Source organism: Pseudoxanthomonas suwonensis (genome assembly GCF_010093235.1).
Lineage (GTDB): Bacteria > Pseudomonadota > Gammaproteobacteria > Xanthomonadales > Xanthomonadaceae > Pseudoxanthomonas > Pseudoxanthomonas suwonensis.
In genome coordinates this window covers 1-15,646 of record NZ_PDWP01000005.1, presented here as the reverse complement: position 1 = coordinate 15,646, position 15,646 = coordinate 1, and the positions used below count along the sequence as shown (strand labels likewise).

At 71.1% G+C, this 15,646-nt stretch carries 13 protein-coding genes; 9 read left to right on the top strand and 4 right to left on the bottom strand.

The genetic code is table 11. The features are described from left to right. Window positions 1-121: 121 nt before the first annotated feature. Window positions 122-2,848 carry a protein kinase domain-containing protein gene (locus tag CSC68_RS03210; protein ID WP_162202062.1) on the top strand — a complete coding sequence of 909 codons (2,727 nt, stop codon included), beginning with the start codon at window positions 122-124 and terminating at the stop codon, window positions 2,846-2,848. 25 nt (window positions 2,849-2,873) lie between these two features. Here the strand turns inward: CSC68_RS03210 and CSC68_RS03205 are convergent, their stop codons facing one another. Further along, window positions 2,874-3,077, bottom strand: a complete 204-nt coding sequence (locus CSC68_RS03205; protein ID WP_162202061.1) for a YdcH family protein — start codon at window positions 3,075-3,077, stop codon at window positions 2,874-2,876. Between the two features lie 52 nt (window positions 3,078-3,129). Between CSC68_RS03205 and ttcA the strand changes: the two genes are divergently transcribed. The 4 genes from ttcA to CSC68_RS03185 all read left to right on the top strand — a co-directional run bounded on the left by ttcA (window position 3,130) and on the right by CSC68_RS03185 (window position 7,001). Then, window positions 3,130-4,050, top strand: coding sequence for a tRNA 2-thiocytidine(32) synthetase TtcA (gene ttcA, locus CSC68_RS03200; protein ID WP_162202060.1), 921 nt, complete (start codon window positions 3,130-3,132; stop codon window positions 4,048-4,050). Between the two features lie 83 nt (window positions 4,051-4,133). After that, window positions 4,134-5,039 carry a recombination-associated protein RdgC gene (locus CSC68_RS03195; protein WP_162202059.1) on the top strand — a complete coding sequence of 302 codons (906 nt, stop codon included), beginning with the start codon at window positions 4,134-4,136 and terminating at the stop codon, window positions 5,037-5,039. 52 nt (window positions 5,040-5,091) lie between these two features. After that, window positions 5,092-5,877 carry a M48 family metallopeptidase gene (locus tag CSC68_RS03190; RefSeq protein ID WP_162202058.1) on the top strand — a complete coding sequence of 262 codons (786 nt, stop codon included), beginning with the start codon at window positions 5,092-5,094 and terminating at the stop codon, window positions 5,875-5,877. A 74-nt stretch (window positions 5,878-5,951) separates the two neighbouring features. Then, entirely contained in the window at window positions 5,952-7,001 is a 1,050-nt protein-coding gene (locus tag CSC68_RS03185) for an SMP-30/gluconolactonase/LRE family protein (RefSeq protein ID WP_162202057.1), read from the top strand. A 74-nt stretch (window positions 7,002-7,075) separates the two neighbouring features. Here the strand turns inward: CSC68_RS03185 and CSC68_RS03180 are convergent, their stop codons facing one another. Next, window positions 7,076-8,527 (bottom strand): outer membrane protein transport protein, encoded by a 1,452-nt coding sequence (locus CSC68_RS03180; protein ID WP_162202056.1) that lies wholly within the window; start codon window positions 8,525-8,527, stop codon window positions 7,076-7,078. Between the two features lie 209 nt (window positions 8,528-8,736). Here CSC68_RS03180 and CSC68_RS03175 point away from each other — a divergent pair, with 209 nt between their 5' ends. Then, window positions 8,737-9,441 carry a rhomboid family intramembrane serine protease gene (locus tag CSC68_RS03175; RefSeq protein ID WP_162202055.1) on the top strand — a complete coding sequence of 235 codons (705 nt, stop codon included), beginning with the start codon at window positions 8,737-8,739 and terminating at the stop codon, window positions 9,439-9,441. 66 nt (window positions 9,442-9,507) lie between these two features. Continuing rightward, on the top strand, window positions 9,508-9,828 hold the full coding sequence (locus CSC68_RS03170) for a DUF1820 family protein (RefSeq protein ID WP_162202054.1): 321 nt from the start codon (window positions 9,508-9,510) through the stop codon (window positions 9,826-9,828). Between the two features lie 15 nt (window positions 9,829-9,843). Here the strand turns inward: CSC68_RS03170 and CSC68_RS03165 are convergent, their stop codons facing one another. Together CSC68_RS03165 and CSC68_RS03160 are read right to left on the bottom strand one after the other, a co-directional pair. Continuing rightward, window positions 9,844-11,259 (bottom strand): S41 family peptidase, encoded by a 1,416-nt coding sequence (locus CSC68_RS03165; protein ID WP_246193429.1) that lies wholly within the window; start codon window positions 11,257-11,259, stop codon window positions 9,844-9,846. Window positions 11,260-11,336: 77 nt separating this feature from the next. Continuing rightward, entirely contained in the window at window positions 11,337-12,539 is a 1,203-nt protein-coding gene (locus CSC68_RS03160) for a murein hydrolase activator EnvC family protein (RefSeq protein WP_162202053.1), read from the bottom strand. A 161-nt stretch (window positions 12,540-12,700) separates the two neighbouring features. On the opposite strand from CSC68_RS03160, the gene CSC68_RS03155 reads away from it, so the two are divergent. Both CSC68_RS03155 and CSC68_RS03150 read left to right on the top strand, forming a co-directional pair. Next, a complete protein-coding gene (locus CSC68_RS03155; protein WP_162202052.1) occupies window positions 12,701-13,363 on the top strand; it encodes a DUF4097 family beta strand repeat-containing protein in 663 nt (220 codons plus the stop codon). A 72-nt stretch (window positions 13,364-13,435) separates the two neighbouring features. After that, complete coding sequence (locus tag CSC68_RS03150) at window positions 13,436-15,166, top strand: M28 family metallopeptidase (RefSeq protein ID WP_162202051.1); 1,731 nt, start codon at window positions 13,436-13,438, stop codon at window positions 15,164-15,166. Window positions 15,167-15,646 lie beyond the last annotated feature (480 nt).

The following is a 15,646-nucleotide window of genomic DNA, read 5'->3' as shown; positions in this document are numbered from 1 at the left end:
CGGCGTCTTTGCCGGCGGTGGAAAAATCCTGAAAAGTTATGAACCGGAAGCTAAAGTGCACCGGGTTGGTGCCGCAGAAACAGATGGTTGCGGCAATCGGCCGGACGTAGAGGTAGCCACAATGCCGCAAGTCGAACGCAGGACCGTGGCTCCCGGCACGTGGAGGTTCGGCGAGGCGGAACTGCTGGAAGGGGAAGGCCGGCTCCGGGTCGGAGGCCAGATCCGTCCCCTGGACCACAGCAGCCTGCAGGTGCTGCGCCTGCTCCTGCAGCACTCCGGTGAGGTCGTCACCAAGGACGAGCTGCTGGAGGCCGGCTGGCCCGGCCGGGTGGTCGCCGAGAATTCGCTGGCCAAGGCGATCGGCCGCCTGCGGGCGGCGCTGGGCAACGCCGCCGGCATCCGCGCGGTCCACGGCTATGGCTACCGGCTGGCCTGCCCGGCGCACTTCGAGCCATCCGCGGCTCCGTCCCCGGCGACGTCCGCCCCCCCGCGGCCCCCGGAGGTCGGCGACACCCTCCCCGGCGAGGCGGCCTGGACCCTCGTGCGCCATCTGGGCGAAGGCGGCACCGGCGTCACCTTCCTCGCCCGTTCGTCCAGCCTGGGGGAGCGGGTGGTGAAACTGGCCCACGACGAGGCCGGGCTCCGCAGCCTGCGCCGGGAAATCGAGCTGGCCCGGTACATCGAAAGCGCCATGCCGGGGCAGCAGCACGTGGCGCCGGTCCTGGGCTGGAACCTGGAGGAACCGCCCTGCTACCTGGGACTGCCTTACTTCCCGGGCGGCAACCTGCACGAGTGGATCCGCGCCCGCGGCGTGCCCGGCGCGCTGGACAGGGCCACCCGCCTGGAGCTGTGCGTGGCCCTGTGCGACGCGGTGGCGGCGATCCACGACCTGGGCATCATCCACCGCGACCTCAAGCCCGAGAACCTGTACCCGGTGGTCCAGGGCGGCCACTGCCGGATCGTGCTGGCCGACCTCGGCGCCGGCGGTACCGTGCTGTCGCCGCAGCTGGCCGGCATCGCGCCGGCGCTGGACATGACCCTGGTGGCGGGGACCGGGCAAAGTCCGGCGGCCGGCAGCCTGTTGTACATCGCCCCGGAAGTGATCGCCGGCGAAGCGGCGACCCAGCGTTCGGACGTCTACGCCCTGGGGGTGCTGGTGTTCCAGCTGATGGCCGGCGACCTGCGCGGCGCACTTGGCCCCGGCTGGGAATCACGCATCGACGACCCGCTGCTGCGCGAGGACATTGCCCGGGCAGCGGCGATCGATCCACGGCAGCGCAGCCTCGACGCCCGCTCCCTCGCCACCGCCCTGCGCGATCTGGAGCCGCGGCGCGCGGCGCGCCGCAATGCGCGCGAACAGGCATTGCAGTCGCGCAAGCAGGCCTGGCGCCGCCGGCGCGAGCTGCGCAGGCGACGGATCGGACTGGGCGTCACCCTGGCGCTCGCCGCCGCCCTGCTGGCCACCGGCGGCATGTACCTGCACACCGAGCACCGCCGGCAGCAGGCCGAGACCGCGATCGCGCAGCGTGACGCGATGCTGGCCTTCGTCACCCGCGACATCCTCGGCCAGGCCGATCCATACGACAGCCGCAGCACCGGGGCGGCCGCCGGTGGGACCCGCGCCGCGGTCGACCGCGCGGCCGCGCGCGTGGACAGCCGGCTGCAGGCCGATCCACTGGCCGCGGCGGCAGTGCACGGCATGCTCGGCAGCATCTACTTCGCCCAGGACGCCCACGACCGCGCGATCGCCCACCTGGAGAAGGCGCGCGCGTACGCACTGGCCGGCGGCATCGCCGATCCTGATGGGCTGGTCAGGATCGAAACCACGCTGTGCGACGTGCACCGCATCGGCGGCCGCCTGGATGCGGCTGAAAGCGCCTGCGCCAGCGCGGTCACGCACGCGCGCCGCGCCGGCGAGGCCGCCAGGCACCTGGCCACGCTCAAGCTCGGCCAGCTGCGCGGCGAGCAGGGGCGCTACCGGGAAAGCCTGGAGCTGCTCACGCCGTTGCAGGAAAGCGGCGCGCTGGACGGCAATCCCCGGCTCGAGGGCGAGCTGTACTGGGCGCTGGGCCTGGCCGAACGCGCCCGTGGCGACCATCCGGCAGCGCGCGCGCATTTCGAACGCCTGATGGAGGTGGCCAGGGCCATGGGCGAGGAAACCTCGTGGCTGGGCTGGGCCTACAACTCGCTGGGCAGCGTGCTGGTGGAGACCGGCGAATACGACCGCGCCGACGCCATGCTGCTGCGCTCGCGCGAAGTGTTCGCCCGCACCCAGGGCGAGGACCAGAACGAGACCCGGATGCCCGAAGCCTGGCGCGCGGAGATCCGGCTGATGCGCGGGCAGTGGGACGAGGCTGCCGCGATCCTGCGAGGCATCCGCCAGGCCTGGGATGGCCGCCTGCCACCCGGGCACGCCCAGCAGCAGCGGATCAGCGCCAGCCTGGCCTGGGCCGACGCCATGGCAGGCCGCACCGCCGAGGCGGCCGCGGCGCTGGCCACCGTGCCGCGCCGCGGCGATCCGGTGCCGGCGGGGGCCGCGCGTCCCAGCGCGTGGCGCACCCTGCGCTGGGCACGGGTGGCACTGGCCCTGGGCGAGCTGGATCGCGCCGGCGAGCTGCTGGAACTGTTCGACGAGGACCTGGCCACGGACCTGCCCGCTCCGCATCCACTGCGGAGCGAGGCGCAGTGCCTGCATGCGGAACGGGCGCTGCTCGGCGAGGCGGCCGGGGCGCGGGAACGCGTCGTGGCCTGCCAGGCCGGCATGGCGCGCTATTACGCCCCCACCGACCCGCGCCTGCAGCACCTGCAGGCGACCCGCGGCGCGGCAGCCGGCGCGTCCACGCGCTGAACCGCGGGGCGCCCCGGGGCCGTCGTCAGGCCGGCTCGTCGGGGATCAGCAGGCTTTCCAGCCTGGCGATGCAATCCTTCAGCTGCAGCTTGCGCTTCTTCAGCCGCTTGGTCTCCAGCTCGTCGCCGGCATTGGCCGCCAGCTGCGCGATGCGCTCGTCCAGCATGCGGTGCTGCTGGCGCAGTTCCGCCAGTTTCAGGGCCAGTTCGGACGGGCTGGTCGTATCCACCGCCCAAGCATAACGCGGGCGACCGGGCGCCCGAAGGTAGAATGGCGCCCCTATGAACGCCGTCCTGCCCCTCCCCGACCCCGCCTCCCGCCGCACCGATCCGCGCGTGGCCCAGCGCGAACAGGCCAAGCTGGCCAAGCGCCTGCGCCGCCAGGTCGGCCAGGCGATCGCCGACTACGCCATGATCGAGGACGGCGACAAGGTGATGGTCTGCCTGTCCGGCGGCAAGGACAGCTACACCCTGCTGGACATCCTGCTGCAGCTGCAGAAGAAGGCGCCGGTGCGCTTCGAGCTGGTGGCGGTGAACCTGGACCAGAAGCAGCCGGGCTTCCCCGAGCACGTGTTGCCGGAGTACCTGCGCGGCCTGGGCGTGCCGTTCCACATCATCGAGCAGGACACCTATTCGGTGGTCACGCGCGTGGTGCCCGAGGGCAAGACCATGTGCTCGCTGTGCTCGCGCCTGCGCCGCGGCGCGCTGTACTCCTACGCGGCCGAGCACGGCTTCACCAAGATCGCGCTGGGCCACCACCGCGACGACATGGTGGCCACGTTCTTCATGAACCTGTTCCACCACGCCAAGATCTCGGGCATGCCACCCAAGCTGCTGTCCGACGACGGCCGCCACGTGGTGATCCGGCCGCTGGCCTACGTGCGCGAGGAGGACATCGTGCAGTACGCGGCCGCGCGCCAGTTCCCGATCATTCCCTGCAACCTGTGCGGCAGCCAGGAGAACCTGCAGCGCCGCCAGGTCGGGCTGATGCTCAAACAGTGGGAGAAGGAGCACCCGGGCCGGATCGAGCAGATCGCCCGCGCCATGGCCGACATCCGTCCCTCGCAGCTGGCCGACCCGAAGCTGTTCGACTTCGCCTCCCTGGGCCACCGCGAGGGCGCGGCCCGCGCCGACGCCCACGCCTGGCTGGCCGGCGAGCCGCACGGCGAGGCCGCAGCCGAGCCGCCGTCCGCGGCAACCTGACCTCGCGGTCGCAGTGCTTGCGACCGCCTCCTGATCTCCTGCACGGCGCGCGCCCGCGCCGCCGTCACGCACCGAGCAACCGCATGTTCTTCCGCAACCTGACGTTCTTCCGCTTTCCTGCCTCCCACGATTTCTCCCAGCTCGACGAACTCCTGCCCGAGGCCGCGCTCAAGCCGGTCGGTCCGCTGGAAATGAACTCCATCGGCTTCATCTCGCCCTTTGGCCGCGGCGAGGAGGCGCTGTCGCACCGCGTCGGCAACGCGATCTGGCTGGCGGTGGGCAGCGAGAACAAGATCCTGCCCGGCTCGGTGGTCAACGAACTGCTGGCGCAGAAGGTGGCCGAGATCGAGGAGAAGGAAGGCCGCAAGCTCGGCGGCAAGGCGCGCAAGCGGCTCAAGGACGACCTGCTGCACGAACTGCTGCCGCGCGCCTTCGTGAAGACCTCACGCACCGATGCCCTGCTGGACCTGGAACACGGCTTCCTCGCCGTGGACGCCTCCTCGCGCAAGACCGCCGAGATGGTTGCCTCCGAGATCCGCCGCGCGCTCGGCAGCTTCCCCGCGATCCCGCCGAACGCGGAAGTGGCCCCGCGCAGCGTGCTGACCGGCTGGATCGCCGGCGAGCCGCTGCCGGAAGGCATGTCGCTGGGCGAGGAGTGCGAGCTGAAGGACGCGATGGACGGCGGCGCGGTGGTCAAGGCACAGAACCAGGAGCTGGTCAGCGACGAGATCGCCAAGCACCTGGAGTCCGGCAAGCAGGTGACCAAGCTGGCGCTGAACCTGGACGACCACCTGTCCTTCGTACTCGGCGAGGACCTGATCGTGCGCAAGCTGAAGTTCCTGGAAGGCGCGGTCGACCAGCTCGAAAGCACCGAGCGCGACGACCTGCGCGCCGAACTGGATGCGCGCTTCACCCTGATGGCCGGCGAGGCCCGCCGCCTGTTCCTGGTGCTGGAATCGGCGCTGAAGATCTCCAGGGCCGAGGCCTGAGCCTGGCCGCGATGGGCGCGGGCGTCCGCGGCCACCGGCGTAGAATGACTCCATGCCTGCCTCGCCACGCCGCCTGATCGCCCGCGCCCCGCAGCGCGTTGAGCGCGACACGGTCGACCTGGCGCTGGACGACGGCAGCAGCATCACCGTGCAGCGCGTGCGCGATCCGCGCGCGCGACGGCTGAAGCTGAGCATCGACGAGCGCGGCCCGCGCCTGACCCTGCCGCCGCGTGCCAGCCTCGTCGCCGGCGAACGCTTCCTGGCCGAGCACCGCGGCTGGCTGCAGGCGCAGCTGGCGCGGCACCAGCCGGCCGGCGATTGCGGCCCGCTGGATCCGGCCACCAGCACCCATCTGCCCCTGCGCGGCGAGGACGTGCCGCTGCACTGGAGCGAGGGCCGCTACCTGCGCATCGAGCGCCGCGAGGATGGCGTCCACGTGCAGCTTCCGCCGCGTGCGCCGTCGGCGGCGTCGCTGGCCCGCGCGCTGCGCGCGTTCTACGAGGCCGAGGCGCGCGCCGACATCGGCCGCTGGCTGCCGGCCTACCTGCCGGGGCTTCCGCGCCCGCCACGCACGATCCGGCTCAAGGTCCTGTCCTCGCTGTGGGGCTCGCTGGCCCCGGACGGCAGCATGGCGCTGGATATCGCCCTCGTGCTCGGACGGCCTTCGGCCTTCGAGTACGTGCTGGTCCACGAGCTGTGCCACCTGCTGCAGGCCAACCATTCACCCGCGTTCTGGCGCGAGGTCGAGCAGCGCTTCCCGGCCTGGCGCGAGGAACGCGAGTACTTCCACCGCGAGGGAAGGCGACTGAAGGCGCGCCTGCGCGGCCTGCTCGGCTGAGGCTCCATACGCCGGCGATCCCGGGCACGCCCGGGGACGGCTAGGATGCAGCGGACATCCAGACCGGAGCCGCCATGATCCAGCCGACCCGTACCGTCCTTTCCGCCGCCGTGCTCGCGCTCGTGCTGGGCGCCTGCCAGCGCGGCGAAGACGCCGCGCCTGCCGCAGATACGCCCCCTACCCCTGCCAGCGGTGCGGAGGCGACGGACGTCGATGCGGATGCGCCGGCCACCGCGGCCGCGTCCAATCCCTACTGCAGCGGCGAGGCCGGGACCGCGCCGTCCGGCGAGCTGGTCGCGCAACGCATCCCCGGCGCCAATGGCGACGGCGCCAACGGCCTTTACGAGGGCCCGGTGTGGAATGGGCAGGCGTTGTACTTCTCCGACTTCCGCTTCAGCGAGGGCTTTCCATCGCGCATCCGCCGGCTCAACGCCGACGGCACCGTGGAGACGGTGATCGAGGACAGCGGCAGCAACGGCCTGGCACTGGGCAGCGACGGTGCGCTGGTGGCCGCCACCCACGACCGCAAGGAGCTGTCCCGCTACGACCTCGGCGACGGCTCACGCATGCGCATCGTCGGCGAGTTCGAGGGCCAGCCGTTCAATTCGCCCAACGACCTGGTGATCGGCCGCGACGGCACGATCTGGTTCACCGACCCGGATTTCCAGCGCGCGGCCGCCCCGGGCGGGCAGCCGAAGACCCGCGTCTACCGCGTCGGCACCGACGGCGTGGTCTCCGTGGTCGATGACGGCATCGCCAATCCCAACGGCATCGCCCTGTCGCCCGATGGCCGCACCCTGTACGTGGCCGGTGGCGGCGACCAGGGCGTGCTGCGCGCGTATCCGCTGGATGCCTCCGGCCAGGCCGGCGCCGGCCGCGACCTGGCCAGTACCGAGGTTCCGGATGGCATGGCGGTCGACTGCCTGGGCAACATCTACCTGACCGAGCACGAGCGCCGCCGCGTGCGCGTGCTGTCGCCCCAGGGCGAGGCGCTGGCCACCATCGGGGTGGACGCCAACGTCACCAACGCCGCGTTCGGCGGCCCGCAGCGCCGCACGCTCTACCTGACCGGCGCCGGCGCGGTGTGGTCGATCGAACTGGACGTGGCCGGCCTGCCCTACTGAGCGGCGCTCCATCCACGCAAAAGAAAAAGCCCCCGCGGATGCGGGGGCTTTTCTTTGCTGCGTGGTGCGTCCGATCAGAACTTGTAGTTGATCGAGGCAGCCAGGATGTCGCCGCCGACGTCGTACTTGCCCTGCAGGGTGCTGCCGGTGGGCGAGACGAGGCTGATGGCCGGGTCGTTGGTGAACAGGTGGGTGTAGCCGAAGTTGTATTCCACCTTCTTCGACGGGGTCCAGCCGATGCCGAACGACAGCCACTTGCGGGTCACGTCCGGCACGCGCACGTCGCGGTGGGCGTAGCTGGTCGGGGTCTCGTCGTAGGCGATGCCGCCGCGCAGGGTGACGGTATCGGACAGGCGGTACTCGGTGCCGATCGAGCCGAAGGTGGTGTCGTTGTACGAGAACTCCAGCACCGCGTCGGCCTGGTTGGAGCCGAAGTCCACGGTCACCTGGTCGAACGCGCTGGCCCAGGCGGTGCGGCTGATGTCGGCCATGATCGTCCACTGGTCGTTGACCTTGTGGGTCACGCTCAGGCTGGCCGAAGCCGGCAGTGTCACGGTCGCGCGGCCGGAGGTGTCGATGTACTGGCCCGGAGCGGACTGGGACAGCACCGCGGCGGCGTTGGCCGGCACGTCGAACTCGGCGTCGCCGCCGGTGATCTTGTGCTCGACCTTGGAGCGGTAGCTCAGGGCGATGTGGGTGTGGTCGGTCGGGCTGAAGGTACCGCCCAGCACGTAACCGATGGCGTTGTTGTCGCCGGAGATGGTCATGCGGCCATCGGCCGAGCCCGGGACGAAGCCCATCTGGGCCATGGTCAGGGCGGCCTGCTGCGCGGCCAGGGCGGCCTGCTGCGGGGTAGCGCCACCGGCCAGGGCGAGGGCCGCGGCCTGCTGCTGGGCGGCGCCGTTGATCGCGGTGCCGAAATCGATCGCGCTGCTCAGCTCGATGGTCAGGTGCTCGACGAACACGCTGGCGCCGAAGGACACGTACGGGTTGACGTCGTAGGAGAACGAAGCGCCCAGGTCGATCGCCTTCAGGTCGGTCTTGATGCCGTGGTAACGGCCCACCCAGTTGGAGTCGTACTCGGTCTTGAAGCCGAACGGCACCTGCAGCGACAGGCCGAAGTGCATGTTGTCGTTCTCGCCGAACGGCACGTGGAAGTAGGCCGCCGGGACCGGGGCGATCATGCCGGCGTCGCCGCCGTTGCCGCCACCGACTTCGGCGCCGGTGCCCGGGCCGGCGGCGCCGTTGTAGCGAGCGCTGGACTTGTCGAACTCGGCCGAGAAGCTGATCGCGGCCAGGTCCGCCTGGAACTGGCGGCCGTCGAGCAGGCGCATGGAGGCCGGGTTGGTCGCCACGACCGAGGCGTCGCCCTCGGCGCTGGTCGAGCCGGCGAAGGCGCGGCCCAGGCCCTTGGCACTGTTCTCCTTCAGCTGGAAGGCGGCAGCGTGGGCGTTGCCGCAGGCCAGCGCGCCGGCGATGCCGAGGGCCAGCACGGAAATGCGGGTGATGCTGTGGGCGTAATGCATGTTGCGCTTTCTCCGGAAAGACGTTGGTTGTTGTTGTTCGCAGCGTCGGCGGCAGCACCCCCCGGTCTGCCGGCGGTCGAACTCCCTTCCCGACATACGACGCCGTACTGGAATATAAGCACGCCTTTAACCCGGAAATAACGCTGCACTGCGGAAAAATTGCCGCGCTGCAGCGGACACGCTTGGTACCAATAGGCGATAGTTGCTGCATGTTCGTTTCACTGCCGTCACGCCGCAAACCCTCGATGCGCTGGGCGACGCCGCTGCTTTTCGCGGCGTTGTGGCTGGCATTCCTTTGGATGCTGGGGCGTCCGGACGAGGCGCGGCGCAGCCTCTGGCTGGCCTGGGGCGCCCTCGGGCGTGGGCTCGCCGGCGGCACGAATGCGTGGGACGCGTGGGTGGGAGCGCTTCAGGACGGTAGCGTATTGAGGCTGTTCACCGCACTCTTCCTGCACGCCGACTGGGCCCACCTGCTGGGCAACCTGGTGTTCCTGCTGATCTTCGGCCTGCCCGCGGAGCGGGCGATGGGCGCCTGGCGGTTCCTGCTGCTGTTCCTGGCCGGTGGCGCGATCGCCAACCTCGCCGCGGTGGTGGCGATCGACGACCCGTACCGCGCGGTGATCGGTGCCAGTGGCGCGGTTTCGGCGGTGATCGGCGCCTACCTCGCCCTGTTCCCCGGCGCGCGACTGGGCGTGGTGCTGCCGCTGGGGCTGTTCCTGGAATTCGTGCGCGCGCCGGCGTTCCTGCTGATCGGGATCTGGGCGGCGCTGCAGGTGGTGTTCGCCTATATCGGCCCGGCGTTCGGCGCGGTGGCCTGGGCCGCGCACGTGACCGGCTTCCTGTTCGGCGTGCTGTTCGCCCTGCTGGTGCGCGCGGGCATCGCCCGGCGGATGCGGCGGCAGAAGGGCTACTGACCGGCGGCCCTTGGAAAAACACGCGCCGCCCCCATCCTGCAGCCGTCCCAACAGCAACGCACTTCCATGGCCAAGCCGCTGTACAAGGTCACCTTCCTCAACCACGGAAAGGTCTACGAGCTTTATGCCCGCCACGTCGGCGGCAGCTCGCTGTGGGGCTTCACCGAGGTGGGCGAGCTGGTCTTCGACCTGCACGAAGGCGTGGTGGTGGACCCGACCGAGGAGCGCCTGCGCGACGAGTTCGGCAACACGAAGGTGCTGCACCTGCCGATGCAGAGCATCATCCGGGTCGAGGAAGTCGAGCGGAAAGGCCAGTCGGCCATCCGCGACGCCGCCACCGGCGAGAAGGTGGTGACGCCATTCCCGCTGCCCGCCAAGCCGCGCTGAGCGCGGCCCGGCGGCTCAATCCCGGCGCGGCGCCGGCGCGGATGCGACGCCGGCCAGTTTCTTCAGCTCCGCCAGCGCGGCCGTGATCGGCGCATCGCCCGGCAGCGGCGAGCCCGGCTGGTACTCGTCGCCTTCCTCGTCGCCGCGCAGGTGGCCCGGCAGTGCCGCCTCGGTGACGGCGCGGATGGCGGTGGCAGGCACGGTGGCGCCGGTCAGCTTCGCGTCCGGCTGCAGCTCCACGTCCGGGACGATGCCGCTGGCCTGGATGGAGCGCCCGCTGGGCGTGTAGTAGCGCGCGGTGGTGAGCTTGACCGAATCGCCGTTGCCCAGCGGCAGCAGGGTCTGCACCGAACCCTTGCCGAAGGTGCGGCTGCCGACCACGCGGGCGCGGTCGTTGTCGCGCAGCGCTCCGGCGAGGACCTCGGCCGCGCTGGCCGAGCCTGCATCCACCAGCACCACGACCGGGGCACCGTGCAGGCGGTCGCCGGCGGTCGCATCGAAGCGGGTATCGCTGGCCGGCGCGCGGCCGCGGGTGCTGACGATGGCGCCGCTGTCCAGCAGCTCGTCGGCCACCTGCACCGCAGCGGTCAGCAGGCCGCCAGGGTTGCTGCGCAGGTCCAGCACCAGGCCGCGCAGCCTGCCGCCGGCCTGGGCCTGCAGGTCGTCCAGGTGCTTGCGGAAGTCGGCGCCGGTATCCGCCTGGAAGGTGCTCACCCGCACGTAGCCGTAACCGGGCTCGAGCATGCGGCTGCGGACGCTGGTGACGCGGATGGTCTCGCGCCGGATCTCCACGTCGAACGGCCGCTCGCGGCCCTCGCGCACGATGGTGATGGTGACCTTGGTCCCTGCGGCGCCGCGCAGCGGCTCGCTGCCTTCGACCTGGGCGATCGGCTTGCCGTCGATCGCCACGATCACGTCGCCCGCCAGGACGCCGGCGCGCGCGGCAGGGGTGCCGTCGATCGGCGCGACCACCTTCAGCGTGCGGTCCTGCTGCTGCTGCAGCTCCACGCCGATGCCCTCGTAGGCGCCGGTGGTCTGTTCGTCGAAGGACTCGGCCTCGTCTCGGTTGAGGTAGGCGCTGTGCGGGTCCAGGTCCAGCAGCAGGCCTTCGATCGCCGACTGCATCAGGAAGCGGTCGTCGACCGGATCGACGTAGGCCTCCCTGATCGCGCGGTACACGGCAACGTAGCGCTGGATCTCGGCCAGCGGGATCTTCGAACCACTGGCATCGGCCGCGTCGGGATCATCGGTGGCGGGCACCGGCGCGGCGTCGTCGCCCTCCTGCGGATGCCCGTGCGGTTCTTCCCCGTCTTCGGCCGGCTCCGCCTGCGGCGCGGGCAGTGGCGGTTCCTGCGGGGCAACCTGGGCCAGGCCGGCAAGCGGCATGGCGAGCAGCAGCAGGAAGGGCAGCAGGACGGGGGCAGGACGCATCGACGACTCCGGACGCGCGGACGGTGCGCGTCGGTCGATTATGCTGCACCGCGTTGTAAATGCGGCTTGAACCGCGCTCAGCGCCGCTGCAGCCACCCCGCCGGATCCACCGGCTTGCCGTCGCGGCGCAGCTCGAAGTACAGCGCCGGGCGCCCATGTCCGCCCGAAGTCCCCACGCGCGCCAGCGTGTCGCCCTTGCGCACGCGTTCGCCGACCTTCCGCAACAGCGCGTCGTTGTGCGCGTAGAGGCTCATGTAGCCGTTGCCATGGTCGACGATCAGGATCAGGCCGTAGCCGGTCATCCACTCGGAGAACACCACGGTGCCGTCGGCCACCGCAGTCACCGGCGCGCCGGCGGCGGTGCCGATCAGCACGCCACTGCTGGTGCGTCCGTCGGGCAGCTTGCCGCCGTAGCGCGCCAGCAGGTCGCCGCTGGCGGGCCAGCCGAGGCCGCCGACCTTGGGCGGCGGCGTGGCGGCGGCAACCGGGCCACGCGGCTTCGCGGGCTCTCCGCGCGATGCCTGCGCCTGCTCGCGGGCACGCTGCTCGGCGGCCCGCTTCTCGGCCGCGGCCCTCGCGGCGGCGGCGCGCAGGGTCTTCAGCAGCTGCTCCAGCGCCTGCGCATCCTTGCCCAGCGCCTTCTCGCGCTGCTGGCGGTCCTGGTACCGGCTGTCCAGGTCCCACAGCAGGGCCAGGCGCTGGCCACGGTCCCGCTGCAGCTCCGCCAGCGTCTCCTGCTGCCTGGCGCGCAGCGATTCCAGTTCGGCACGACGCTGGGCGATGCCTTCCTCGACCGCGGAAAGCTCCGCCAGCGATTCCGACAGCGCCCGCACCTGGCGGGCGTGTTCGCGCTGGGCATAGCGGTGGTAGGCCAGGGCGCGCTGGGCGTCGGCGGCGCGGTCCTGCGCCAGCAGCAGCTTCAGCGGGGCTTGGCCACCCAGGGTGTAGGACGCGCGCAGCAGCCGGGCCAGGCGCTCGCGGCTGCCGGCCTGCTCGGCCCGCAGCTGGTCGCGGCGCCGTTCCAGCCCAGCCAGGGCCTGCGTTTCGCGCTGCAGCGCCTCCTCGGTCCCGGCCAGTTCGCGCTCGGCACGGCGCAGCTGGCCCTCGGCCCGGCGCAGGCGCGTCTCGGCCTGGCCGCGCTGGCCTTCCAGCCTGCGGCGTTCACGGGAGATTTCCTGCAGTTCGGCGCGAACCTTGCGCAGTTCGCGCTCGGCCGCGCCCGGGTCGCGGCGCTCCTGGGCCCCGATGGCGCCACAGGCCAGCGCCACCAGGACCGCCAACGACAGGCGCCATGCCCAGCGACTGGGCCGGGGCCCGGGCCCGGTGGACTGGCGACGCTCGCGCGGTTGGGGCACGCCTGGGGGATCCAGTGACTTCAGACAGGTGCGGATTGTAGCCAAGCGTGGTCCCATGGCGCGTACAGACGTCCAAGGAGCCCGCCATGGCCCGTTTTCCTTTCCCAGCCATCGCGCTGTCCCTGCTGCTCGCCGCACCCGCGGCCTGGGCAGAGGACATCAGCAAGGTCAACGGCAGCATCGAGGTCTCCGCAGGCAAGGCCTATGGCGACCTGGATACGGTCAACGGCGGTATCTCGATCGGCGAACGGGCGCAGACCGGCGACGCGAGCACCGTCAACGGCGGCATCAAGGTGGGCGCCGGCGCCCGCGTGGGAAGCCTGGAAACCGTCAACGGCGCCATCCGCCTCGAGCGCGGCGTGCAGACCAGTGGCGGCATCGAGACCGTCAACGGCAGCATCTTCGTCGACCGCGGCAGCACCATCGGCGGCGGCATCGAAACGGTCAACGGCGCCATCGGCCTGGTCGAGACCCAGGTCAGCGGCGACATCGAGACCGTCAACGGCGATGTCACCGTGGGCATCGGCTCGGTCGTCGGGGGTGGCATCACCATCAGCCGCGCCTCCGGCTGGTTCCAGAGCACGCCGCGCCGCAAGCCGCGGGTGGTGATCGGCCCGCGCGCGGTGGTGCATGGTCCGCTGGAGTTCGAGCGCGAGGTGCGCCTGTACGTGCACCGCAGCGCCCGCACCGGCAAGATCACCGGCGCCGAGCCGGTCGTGTTCGATACCGACACCGCGCCGCAGGACTGATCCGCCCCGCCGCCCTCGCCGCGGCGCGCTTGCTTATAGAATCGGGACTCCGCCGTCCGCTACGGAGTCCCGATGTACCGCAAATCCATGATCGGCGTTGCCGTTGGTGCGTTGCTGCTGGCCGGCTGCGGCAAGCAGGCCGAGGCACCCACCGCAACCGCCCCCGATGCCTCCGCCACCGTCCCGGCGCCCGCATCCGACCATGCGTTCGACCCGGCGATCACCGCGGCCGACTTCGCCGAGCTGACCCGCACCCTGGCTTCCGACGAGTTCGAGGGCCGTGGCCCGGGCTCGGTCGGCGAGGAGCGTACTGTCGAGTACATCCGCGCGCAGATGCAGCGCATCGGCCTGCAGCCCGGCAACGGCGACAGCTACTTCCAGGAAGTGCCGATGGTGGAGACCACCGCCGACGCGGCTACCCGTCTGTCCATCAAGACCGGCGACCAGACCCTGGACCTGGCCTTCGGCAGCGACATGGTGGTGGGCACCCGCACCGGCGAGCCCCGGGTTTCCGTCCGCGACAGCGAGATGGTGTTCGTGGGCTACGGCGTGGACGCGCCCGAGCGCGGCTGGAACGACTATGCCGGCCAGGACTGGACCGGCAAGACCGTGGTGATGTTCGTCAACGACCCCGGCTTCCACAGCAACGACGAGAAGCTGTTCGACGGCCGCAAGATGACCTACTACGGCCGCTGGACCTACAAGTTCGAGGAGGCCGCCCGCAAGGGCGCCGCCGCGGCCCTGATCGTGCACGACACCCCCGGCGCCAGCTACGGCTGGGAAGTGGTGAGGAACTCCTGGTCCGGCCCGCAGTACGACCTGCCGACCAGCGACGATCCCGATCCGCGCCTGCCGGTACAGGGCTGGATCACCGCCGACGTGGCCCGCAAGCTGTTCGCCTCGGCGGGCCTGGATCTGGACGAGGCCTACCGCAAGGCCGGCAAGCCGGGCTTCAAGCCGGTGCCGCTGAAGGCCACGCTGTCGGTCGACCTCAACAGCACCACCACCCGCAAGACCTCGCGCAACGTGGTCGGCGTGCTGCCCGGCGCCAGCCGCGCCGACGAGGCGGTGCTGTACATGGCCCACTGGGACCACCTGGGCAAGCACGAGGGCGAAGGCGACACCATCTACAACGGTGCCGTCGACAACGCCACCGGCGTGGCCGGCATCCTCGAGATCGCCGAGGCCTTCGCCAGCCAGGAGCAGCGCCCCGAGCGCTCGGTGGTGTTCCTGGCCGTGACCCTGGAGGAATCCGGCCTGCTGGGCTCCCGGTACTACGTCGCCCACCCGACCTTCCCGCTGGAGAAGATCGCGGGCGTGATCAACCTCGACGCCATGTCGGTGGCCGGCCGCTCGCGCGATTTCGTCGTGACCGGCATCGGCAGCTCGGAGCTGGAGGACATCCTCAAGCCCATCGCTGCCATGCAGGGACGCCGCCTGGAGGGCGAGGCCTCGGTGCAGAGCGGCTTCTACTTCCGTTCCGACCACTTCAACTTCGCCAAGGCCGGCGTGCCTGCCCTGTACGCCAAGGGCGGCAACGACCTGGTGGAGGGCGGCAAGGCGGCAGGCAAGGCTGCCTCGGAAGCCTATGCCGGCAACTACCACCAGCCGTCGGACGAGTTCGATCCGTCCTGGAACCTCGACGGCGTGGTCGAGGACCTGGAAGCGCTGCACGCGGTCGGCCGCGAGCTTGCCGGTGGCGACCGCTGGCCGAACTGGTACGAAGGCAATCCGTTCAAGGCGACCCGCGACCGCATGATGCAGGCCCGCCAGCCTGCTACGGCACCGGCAGCGGCGCAGTAACTGCTCCGACGGGACAGGAAAACAGAAGGCCGGCCGCGCAAGCGGCCGGCCTTTTGCTGTCGTGGTGATGCGTGATTCGTGATTGGTGATTGGTGATTGGTAAGAAGGCGCCCATGCGACCGACATTCCCGATGGGTGCGTCGCCGGGCGGGTGGAGCGCACCATTCGCTGCGGCGGCCGGCTGCTGGCGGGCGGCTCACTGCCACGCGCTGTTTTCGCCCGGGCGCCTCGTGGCCTTTCCCGGATGCGGCCTGCGGCCTTATCCGGGCTACGGCACTCCCTCCATCGGGGTGCAGGGAAAACGCGGTTGAACGCGGAGCCGTGGTCGACCCGGTTCGAACGTCGTGGTACCGGGGCGGTGCAGGAGCGCGGCGCGTTGCCACGCGCTGCGGCATCTCCAGCGGACTCGGGGACGTGGCCTTCCGCGGATGTGGCCTTGTCCGGGCTACGCATCCGTTCCTGTTCGCCCCGGGAGCTGCG